The sequence below is a fragment of the Phormidium pseudopriestleyi FRX01 genome (assembly GCF_017313335.1).
GTDB classification, from domain to species: Bacteria; Cyanobacteriota; Cyanobacteriia; order Cyanobacteriales; family Laspinemataceae; genus Laspinema; species Laspinema pseudopriestleyi.
In genome coordinates this window covers 1-9,564 of record NZ_JAFLQW010000337.1, presented here as the reverse complement: position 1 = coordinate 9,564, position 9,564 = coordinate 1, and the positions used below count along the sequence as shown (strand labels likewise).

8 protein-coding genes are annotated in these 9,564 nt (G+C 46.8%); 6 read left to right on the top strand and 2 right to left on the bottom strand.

Annotation, left to right across the window (positions count from 1 at the left end):
- Positions 1–21: 21 nt before the first annotated feature.
- A complete protein-coding gene (locus J0895_RS26965; protein WP_422894328.1) occupies positions 22–321 on the bottom strand; it encodes a helix-turn-helix domain-containing protein in 300 nt (99 codons plus the stop codon).
- Here J0895_RS26965 and J0895_RS12700 point away from each other — a divergent pair.
- From J0895_RS12700 to J0895_RS12675, 6 genes are all read left to right on the top strand, one after another.
- Positions 277–549 carry a DUF512 domain-containing protein gene (locus J0895_RS12700; protein ID WP_340643503.1) on the top strand — a complete coding sequence of 91 codons (273 nt, stop codon included), beginning with the start codon at positions 277–279 and terminating at the stop codon, positions 547–549. The two genes, J0895_RS26965 and J0895_RS12700, sit on opposite strands and share 45 nt — an antisense overlap.
- A gap of 1,217 nt (positions 550–1,766) precedes the next feature.
- Positions 1,767–2,141, top strand: a complete 375-nt coding sequence (locus J0895_RS12695; protein WP_207088460.1) for a hypothetical protein — start codon at positions 1,767–1,769, stop codon at positions 2,139–2,141.
- Between the two features lie 3 nt (positions 2,142–2,144).
- Entirely contained in the window at positions 2,145–2,936 is a 792-nt protein-coding gene (locus J0895_RS12690) for a glycosyltransferase family 61 protein (RefSeq protein WP_340643502.1), read from the top strand.
- 457 nt (positions 2,937–3,393) lie between these two features.
- Positions 3,394–3,972: a PadR family transcriptional regulator gene (locus J0895_RS12685; RefSeq protein WP_207088458.1), complete on the top strand. Its 579-nt coding sequence runs from the start codon at positions 3,394–3,396 to the stop codon at positions 3,970–3,972.
- 81 nt (positions 3,973–4,053) lie between these two features.
- Positions 4,054–5,982: an efflux RND transporter periplasmic adaptor subunit gene (locus tag J0895_RS12680; RefSeq protein WP_207088457.1), complete on the top strand. Its 1,929-nt coding sequence runs from the start codon at positions 4,054–4,056 to the stop codon at positions 5,980–5,982.
- 102 nt (positions 5,983–6,084) lie between these two features.
- Complete coding sequence (locus J0895_RS12675; protein WP_207088456.1) at positions 6,085–9,297, top strand: efflux RND transporter permease subunit; 3,213 nt, start codon at positions 6,085–6,087, stop codon at positions 9,295–9,297.
- Positions 9,298–9,355: 58 nt separating this feature from the next.
- Here J0895_RS12675 and J0895_RS12670 read toward each other — a convergent pair whose 3' ends face one another.
- Positions 9,356–9,505 carry a hypothetical protein gene (locus J0895_RS12670; RefSeq protein WP_207088455.1) on the bottom strand — a complete coding sequence of 50 codons (150 nt, stop codon included), beginning with the start codon at positions 9,503–9,505 and terminating at the stop codon, positions 9,356–9,358.
- Positions 9,506–9,564: the final 59 nt, after the last annotated feature.

Sequence of the window (9,564 nt, the reverse complement as noted above, 5' to 3'; positions counted from 1 at the left end):
TGACAAGAGAATCATTAAGGACTAGGTAAAGTAAGGACTTAACTCCAGCTTGTTAAAGCTAGGGCTAAGAGAGTTTAACAGAGAGTGGATCTTAGAAAAGAGTCCACTCTTTGCTGTGTAATGGACTCTGACAGTACCAGGAGCAATGTAGAGAAGGTCTGCAATTTCCTGATTGCTCCGTCCGGCTACAATCATTGCCAAGATTTCCTGTTCGCGCCTCGTGAGCGGATTTTCCGGTAATTCTTTAGCCTCTGATGGGATAACTGGGACTGAGAAATCTCCGTCCCCTGTCCACAGGGCAGTAGCGAGTTCTGGGGACAAACCATGAGCGTTACTGGAGTGTTAACAGGTCAAGATTTGCTGAACGGGTTGCAAAATAGACCGTTAGGCGATGCAATTTTGTTACCCGATGTGATGTTAAAACATGGGGAAACCCGGTTTTTAGATAATATGACCGTGGAGGATTTAGCGGCTCAATTAAAAACGCCTATATTGCCAGTCAGTGGCATTGATGGGTTAATTTTGGGTTGTATTAATCCACAGTTATAACACTTGGACAAGGGTTAAAAGCGTCCTCTGGGAGCAAATGGTTTATATAGCGAGTCTTAAATTAGTCTGACTAAGCTACCGACTGGGAAGGTGTCGGTAGCTCAGGGAGTTGCTGGGGATGCAATCAGCATTGCGAAGAGTGGAAGGCAGCAAGATGCGATCGCACCTAAAGGAACTAGCCACTATTACATATAATGAGTTGAGTAAAGGGTTGGAAAAGTCCTCTTAATGACGTCGTTCGAGCATGACAAAACGCAAGACCAGAATAATGACTAAAACTCCCGCGACCAGGAAACCTGTGGGAAGAGTAAAGATAGCGAACCAGTACGTCAACATCATATAGGTCAAAATCTCTTCAATCTGATTTGGGCAAGTAATTTGGGGTCCAGATCCCCCAGCATCGCACCCCAATAAGTCAAACAATCTAACACCGACAAAGGGTAGAATGACCGGAAGGATAGCGTATAAAAGAACAAGACCAATCAGAATGCCAATAAATTTTAGCGAAAGTAAAAAGGAGAGAAGTTTTTGCATTTTATACCATATTGAGGGGCTATAGAAAGCCTGGTAGCAGCAGCTTTTACGGATAACCAACAACTTCTTGTAAGGTAGCACTATTTGGCAGTTTTAAGTGTAATGCGAACTTTAAATTCACCGGGCGCAGTTCCCCACCGGCAAACTGCCATCCCTCCGGTGTTGATGCAATAGTTTCAAAGGGTTCTCCCCATTGAAAGTGGGGGAATAGGGGTGATTGTAGTTGGAGATCGCGTCAATCTTGCACCCCCTTGGCCTACCCTCATGAAATAATCAAGATGTAGTCTCGATTAATCAAAGGCTCTTCAGGACTTATCACCATAAGTCCTGAAGAGCCGGTTAATAGAATTTATTCCGAACATATAGATTGATTAGAGAAGCAGGTAGTCGCACATTATTGGTAGTTTTTATTTTTTGGTTATCCGCTTTTTGGGGGAGATGTAAAGGTTCAGATTGCGTCCACAATCCTGGAAACTGCTTCTGAGTTATTCCTATAACCCGCCGGTTTCCTTTGGGGTATTTTCAATATATTTTAGAAGTAAACTCATGGCATAAAAAAACAAGTGTTAATCTTATTAAAGCCTATTTTTTGATGTTTGGAGATTTCTGTTGACCAATTCATCAAAATATGCTAAAAAGGCTAAAGACCCATATTCATGGCTGTGACGCATCAAACAAACAAAGTGAAATCCTATATCAAGTCGTTCTTACGGAAAATCCAGAAATCCTATACCCCCCAGGGGTTTTATCCAACAATTGGTGACTGGTGGAACCAACTCTGTGATCGCCAGCGCAAGTCCAATGGTTTAATACAAAACATCTATCCTCCTCAAACCCTATGCCGCAAAGCACCCAAAACCATTGACTCCGAACTGTACTGGAAATTCACCCTAGACTATGGAACCCTGTCCCGACCTGCCTATCTAGCATCAGTAGAAGGTGGACGGTTTTGCAAGGGCGTCGCTGTGATTACTCCAGATAATTACCTGTTATCTGATGCGTCAATTCACATGAAAATTGACCCAAATAACCCTGAAAAACATCCAATTTTCCACTAGGAGATTGGTCCAATTACCTACCTAGATAAAACCGTTGCCGTATTAAGTTCTGCCGGTGGCAACACGTTTTTTCACTGGATCGTGGATGTTTTACCTCGATATGCCCTACTGAGGCGATCGCCAGATTGGTTTGAAGACATCGATTATTTTATCGTCAATGACCTAGCCCATGCCTTTCAGCGCGACTCACTCAATCTTCTCAATATTCCCCAAGAGAAAATTATCACCGCAGCAGATTACCCTCACCTACAAGCCAAGCGTCTGCTAGTCCCCTCCTTTGTTCGTCACCAAACCTGTAATATTGGGAACTGGGCCTTTGATTTTCTCAGGCAAGAATTAGTCCCCCAGACAATTCTTGATTCCGATGACTCTCAAAAAAACAGACGTCTCTACATTAGCCGCAACAAAGCCAGCAGCCGACGGATTCTCAATGAGGAGATAATATTTGATAGGTTGCAAACAAAAGGATTTGAGAAAGTTTTCCTAGAAGACTATTCCCTATCCGAGCAAATCGAGTTATTTGCCACCGCTAACTGTGTAGTCGCCCCTCATGGTGCTGGACTTACGAATCTCATTTTTTGTCCGAAAAACACTAAAGTATTAGAGATTTATTCCCCCAACTATGTCAGTGTCAGTTATTGGAACATTTCCAACCCAGTTGGCTTAGACTATTATTACCTATTTGGGTCAGGTCAACGACCCAAGCCATTTGAAGATCCCCACCTAAGACTAGAGGACATTCAGGTAAACATCGCTGAATTTGAAGCCATGCTGAAGCAAATGCAACTTGAATAGCTTTTTTATTTTCCCCATCTGTTCTCCCCCTACCACAGCAACTTGTCTGCTCAATTTGTGGGGGTCCTAAAAATGACGAGTCTACTCTTGAATGATCACAGCTACATCAAGAATTTTTGCTGTCAGGCAACCATGAGTGTTTTAACAGATATGGTTTCCAAGGCTGCACCAGCAAAAAAATTATTACAGTTGAACATCAAGAACTCAAGACCCTATATAGCGCGTCTAAATCATTTTGACATAGAGATAGCTTTCGCTCAATGCCAAGCCTGAGCCCGGGCGAAAGCGGTGCGGCACTCCAAGGTGATCCGGCGTCGGATCCATTGTCAAAATGATTTAGACGCGCTATATGAGTTCCTGTCGCTGCACCATGCCTGCCTGTCGGCCAAGATTGGCATCACCCAGAAACTTAATTAATTAGGCTATACTGTATCCTGAATATATCAAAATGATATAAATGCTTGAACTCTCTGCTTTAGGACTCCTGCAACGCCATCCCCTACATGGCTACAGGTTGAAGCAAGAACTGGAGCTCTTTATGAGTAGCTGCATGAGCGTCAACTATGGAGCCATCTACCCCTTGCTGAAACGCTTGGAGGAACGGGGTTATATTGCTGCGATCGCCCGGGAATCTGGAGACGCGGGTCCCAGTCGCACGATTTATGACATTACTCCCACTGGGCGCGATCGCTGGCGGGAGAAAATGCTCGAACATCCCCAGGATAGCTGGGTAAAAAGTCGGGCGCGTTTTGCCATTAAATTTTTCTTTTTCAGCGATTTAGAACCGGAGGCGAGGCTGGAATTAATGGAACATCGCTTAGTGCTTTGTCGCGCTCGATACAAAAGTTTTGCAGAAAAACCCTTGCCGGAGGATTCCTATCAAGTCGTCGTCTGGAATCGACATTTGGATGTTCTCCATTCGGAAATTAAATGGCTGCAAAAACAGATTGCGATTGAGGTGGAACAGCAAGGGAATCGGGATACGCGAAAAGCCAAGGTAGGAAGAAATCACTCCGGCGATCGCCAACCTTCTTAATTGGTTGAAATCCCTTAATTAATAAATGCATCATAAAAGTTTAACAGATTGATTACGAAGTCGGACAAAAACAGGGAAAATATGAAAAAATTAAACCCTTCAAATTCACAACTGGAAACTGAAGAAAAAGCAATTTCCGTTTCCCACGAAACGGAATTAGAGCGACAGCAAGACAAACCGTTGCGGGATAAAAAACGCAGATTTAAATGGGCCAGTAGGCGGGGGCGATCGCTGGCTTCTGTTCTGTTTCTGTTATTATTAATCGCCGGGGGTGGCACCGCCTGGTACTTTTGGCAATCCCACCAAACTGCTGTAGCTGATAGCGAACAGCAAGCTGCACCCCAACGACCCCAAGGGGTTGCAGTCCGGTTAGCTACCGTGGAAATGACCAATTTAAGAGAAACCTCGGAATTTGTCGGAACCTTAGAAGCACGACAGGCAGCAGTTGTGCGGCCAGAAATGGCAGGGCGAGTGAGTCAAATTAATGTCAAAGCGGGGGATAAAGTCTCCCGAGGCGATATGATTGCCCGCATTGATACCCGCGAAATTGAAGCCAGACTGCGACAAGCGCAGGCGGCGCAAGCTCGGGCGCAAGCGAGGGTGGCAGAATTACAGGCAGGCAGCCGACCCGAGGAAATTGCCCAAGGAGAGGCCCGTTTAGCCGCAGCCGAGGCCCGATTGGCGGAGGTGCGAGCGGGGACTCGTCCGGAAGAGATTGCCCAAGCTGAAGCGCGTTTGCGGCAGGCCCAGGCCCGATTGGCTGAATTGCGGGCGGGGAGTCGTCCGGAAGAGATTGCCCAAGCTGAAACTAGGTTACAACAGGCGCGATCGCGTCTGGAATCCTTACGGAATGGGAGTCGGGGGGATGAAATTGCCCAAGCTCAAGCCCAAATTGCTGATGCTCAGGCGCGGGTGGAGTTAACCAAGGAACGGGTGGAACGGAATCGGGAATTAGCGGATCAAGGGGCAATTTCCCGCGATCGCTTTGATGAAGTCGTCACGGAAAACCGGCGTGCCCAAGCGGATTTACAGCGATTTCGGCAACGGGTCGAGCAACTGGAAAACCTGCGACTGGAGGAAATTGTCGGCGCTGAATTACAAGTGACTGAGGCGCAGCAAGCTTTAGCCCAGTTAGAAAGTGGGGCGCGTCCGGAAGAAATTGCCCAAGCTCAAGCACAAGTGGCGGAAGCACAGCAACTGCTGAATCAGCGACAAAATGGCGCACGTCCAGAAGAAATTGCCCGTGCCGAAGCGGAGGTGGAAGAAACAAGGCAAGGGTTACGTCAATTAGAGAATGGGACGCGACCCGAGGAGATTGACCAAGCTCAGGCGCAAGTGGCGGAGGCGATCGCCCAAGTGAGAGCCTTGGAGGTGCAGTTACAAGATGCCAATATCGTCGCACCCTTTGAGGGAATCGTCGGCGATATTCCAGCGAAAGTGGGCGATGTCGTCAGTGTAGGGCAGGAATTAACCACTTTGACCCAAAATGATGCTTTGGAATTGCGTCTGTCCATTCCCCTGGAACGCGGGTCTGAGTTGAGGTTGGGGATGCCGGTGGAAATTACGGATGCCAATGGAGAACCGTTGAGTCGGGGGACGGTGAGTTTTGTGTCTCCGAGGGTTAATTCGGATTCCCAAACGATTTTAGCCAAGGCAAGGTTTGCTAACCAGGGACAATTACGCGATCGCCAGTTTGTGAGGGCTAAGTTAGTTTGGAACGAACGGGATAATCGGATTGTGGTGCCCACTACGGCGATTACTTTCCAAGGGGAAGAAAGATTTATCTTTGTGGCACGAGGCGAGGACCCGGCGACTGTGGAACGAGTCTCGGTAACCTTGGGATTAGTCCAAGGCGATCGCTCGGAAGTGATTGAAGGACTGGTAAATGGCGATCGCATCGTCATTTCTGGTTTACAACGACTATCCGATGGTGCTCAGATTCGTCCGATTGTCGATGAACCTGCACCCGCGAATCCCGAGTCATCCCCCCCTGCGGCACCATCTCAATAAGCATCGGTGACCTTATGCAAGTGAGAGCATAATTTTCTAACACTACCTCTCACTTCAAATTGATCAGGAATTAGCCCTAAATCATCGCGAATCCCTAACTCAATGTTTACTACTTTTTTCGTCAAACGTCCGGTTTTCGCCTCCGTCTGTTCCCTGTTGATTATCTTAATTGGGTTAGTCGGTTATACGCGCTTGCCAGTCCAGGAATTTCCCAGTATTGACCCGCCTGTCGTGACGGTATCCACGGTGTATCCCGGTGCCAGTCCCTTGGTGGTTGAAACCGAAGTCACGGAAATTTTAGAAAGTCAACTGAATGGGATTGAAGGGATTAAAACCCTCACATCCCAAAGTCGAGAAGGAGTGAGTTCGATTACCCTCCAGTTTAACCTCGATCGCGATATTGATTTGGCCGCCCAAGACGTGCGATCGCGAGTTGATCGGGCCTTGCGTCAACTCCCAGATGATGTAGATACCCCCCAAGTCACCAAACAGGAAGGGGATGTTTCTCCCATCGTGTGGTTTGCCTTATTTGGGGAGAATTATACCTCCCTGGAATTAAGTGACTACGCCGAACGGTTTATTACGGATAACCTAGAAAGCGTTCCCGGGGTGAGTAACATCTTTATCGGGGGTCAACGACGCTATGCCATGCGATTGTGGGTTGATCCAGTCAAACTGGCAGCGCGGAATCTGACAGTTTTAGATATTGAAAGAGCGTTGCGGCAAGAAAACCTAGAAATTCCGGGTGGTTTAGTCGAGGGAGAACAATCGGAATATTCGGTCCGAGTTCTCGGTAGACTGCAAACGCCAGTGGAATATGAAGACTTAATTATTCAGCGCAATCCTGATGGGACGCAAATCCGATTTAAAGATGTGGGACGGGCGGAAATTGGTGCAGAAAGCGAGCGCTCATTTGTCCGTTTTGGTGGCATTCCAGCAGTTTCTCTGGGGGTAGTGAAACTCTCTAGTGCCAATACGATTGCAGTGGCACGCGGTGCCAAAGCCAAAATGGAGGAACTCTCCAGAGATTTCCCCGAAGGGTTAAATTATCAGATGGCTTTTGACCGTTCGGAATTTGTGGAACTCGCCATTAATGAAGTTTGGAGTTCCCTTTTTCTGGCAACCTTGTTGGTTATTCTGATTATCTTTGTCTTCCTGCGCGACTGGCGATCGACTTTAATTCCTGCCGTCACCATTCCAGTTTCCCTTGTCGGTGCATTTGCGGTGATGTTTATTTTGGGGTATTCCATTAATACCCTAACTTTATTTTCCCTAACCTTAGCCACCGGGTTAGTCGTGGATGATACCATCGTCGTCCTGGAAAATATTGTCCGCTATATTCAAGAGAAAAATATGAAACCCTACCAAGCAGCCTTGCTTGGAGTAAGTGAGGTTGTCTTTGCCGTAATTGCCACAACAGTTGTTTTAATTGCTGTGTTTATGCCGGTGGGTTTTTCCGGGGGAAATACTGGGCGATTGTTTACGGAATTTGCCCTAACCCTAGCCGGTTCCGTGGTGATTTCTTCCTTTGTGGCATTGACCTTAGCACCAGCATTATCCGCCCGAATCTTGCGGCGTGATAGTGAAATGAAAGGTGGGATATTTGCGATTATTGAATTGTTTTTGGACCACATGGAATCGGCGTATCGCTGGTCTTTACGGAAAATCATGCCCTTGAAAGCCATTGTAGTCATTGCTTTTATCGGGTCTTTAGGCTTAACCGTCTTCTTATTTAATCAAGTCCCCAAAGAATTCATTCCCACTGATGACCGAGGGGCAATTTTTACGATTGTTCGAGCTCCGCAAGGAGTAACGATTAATTACACCGATAATGTCATGCGGCAAGTGGAAGAAGCGTATAGTAAAATCCCGGAAGTTAAAAGTTATTTAACCATTGGGGCATTTGGTCGAGGTGCTCCCGGTCAAGTCAACCAGGGATTTGCCTTTGTTCGCCTCTTACCTTGGTCAGAACGGACGGAACCTGGCCAGTCTCAGCAGGAGATTATTGGTCGTTTATTTGGTCAATTTTCGCGGATTACCGATGCCGTAGTCCTGCCGATTAATCCTCCTTCTTTACCCGGGGCCGGGTTTAGTCAACCTGTAGAATTCGTGTTGCAAGGGAGTGATTTGGAGGAGTTGGCTTCTGTTTCCCAAGAATTGTCCAATCAAGCCAATGCCTTGCCAGAATTAGTCAATGTGGACACGGATTTAACCCTAACTAAACCGGAATTAATCGTCAGTATTGACCGCGCTCAGGCGGCTAATTTGGGAGTGTCCGTTCAGGAAATTTCCCGAACCTTACAAATTATGTTAGGCGGACAACAGATTACGAACTTTAACCAAGGAAATCGCCGCTATGAGGTGATTGTCCAATCGGAAAAAGAATTTCGAGCTTCTCCTCAAGATATTGAGCAAACCTATATCCGTACTCAGTCGGGTCAGTTGGTTCCTTTGAGTAGTGTGGTGACGGTGAATCCTTCAACCACACCCCCGCAAATTAACCACTACAATCGCTCTCGGGCCGCTACAATTTCGGGGTCTCCTGCACCAGGTAAAACCTTGGGAGAAGCATTAGAGGCGTTTGAAAATTTAGCCCGGGAAATCATCCCCCCTGAGATGCGATTTGCTTTAGCAGGTCAGTCTTTGGAATATACTGAAGCGGGACAATCGACCCTGTTTATTTTTGGGTTATCCCTCGTCTTTATTTTCTTGGTGTTAGCCGCTCAGTTTGAAAGTTACATTGACCCGATTATCATTCTCTTGGCTGTTCCTTTATCCCTATTAGGCGCATTTTCTGCCTTGTTAATGGCAGGGCTAGACCTAAATATTTATAGCCAAATTGGGTTAATCATGCTGATTGGGTTGGCAACAAAAAACTCAATTTTGATTGTAGAATTTGCTAACCAACGTCGGGAAGAAGGACTCTCAATTACTAAGGCGGCACTGGATGCCGCAAAGGTGCGCTTTCGTCCTATTTTAATGACCGCCTTTTCCACCATTTTCGGATTGTTACCCTTAGCATTTGCCACGGGTGCGGGTGCAGCGGCGCGGGTCTCCATCGGGATGTCCGTTGTGGGGGGAATGTTTGTTTCTACTCTCTTAAGTTTGTATGTAATTCCGGTGTTTTATACTATTGCCATGAAAGCGCAATATCGGTTAATGCACAAAGGACATGATGAAACAGAAAGCACAGTTTCAGCAAAAATTGTGGAAGAGGAGTCGGTTTCAAATGGCAATGGGAAGACTACCCAAACTTTGAAAAAAGTAAAACAAGAACAAGGCGATCGCGAGAATCTCCCCTCTGGGCGACGCTAACTCAATTTAAAGTTCCATCCTAGCCCGATGGAACTTTAAACTATAGCGGTGACCACCGTTATTCGCGTACATTCCGTTGGAGCATCCCAATGCTCGCCGCCCTCACCCTAAATCCCTCTCCCACTTTGGGAGAGGGACTGAGGGTGAGGGCTTCTCCCACTTTGGGAGAATGGGGCTGGTGGGGGATGAGGGCAGACTGTCCAAACATCGGATGCACCCCACTCCTGTAAATATCTGTACTTCATAAATCCACCGAACCGTTATATA

Bases quoted from the DNA above. Each gene is read 5' to 3' on its own strand.
- J0895_RS12685 (WP_207088458.1), top strand. From the start codon at position 3,394: ATGCTTGAACTCTCTGCTTTAGGACTCCTGCAACGCCATCCCCTACAT.
- J0895_RS12680 (WP_207088457.1), top strand. From the start codon at position 4,054: ATGAAAAAATTAAACCCTTCAAATTCACAACTGGAAACTGAAGAAAAA.
- J0895_RS12675 (WP_207088456.1), top strand. From the start codon at position 6,085: ATGTTTACTACTTTTTTCGTCAAACGTCCGGTTTTCGCCTCCGTCTGT.
- J0895_RS12670 (WP_207088455.1), bottom strand. From the start codon at position 9,505: ATGTTTGGACAGTCTGCCCTCATCCCCCACCAGCCCCATTCTCCCAAA.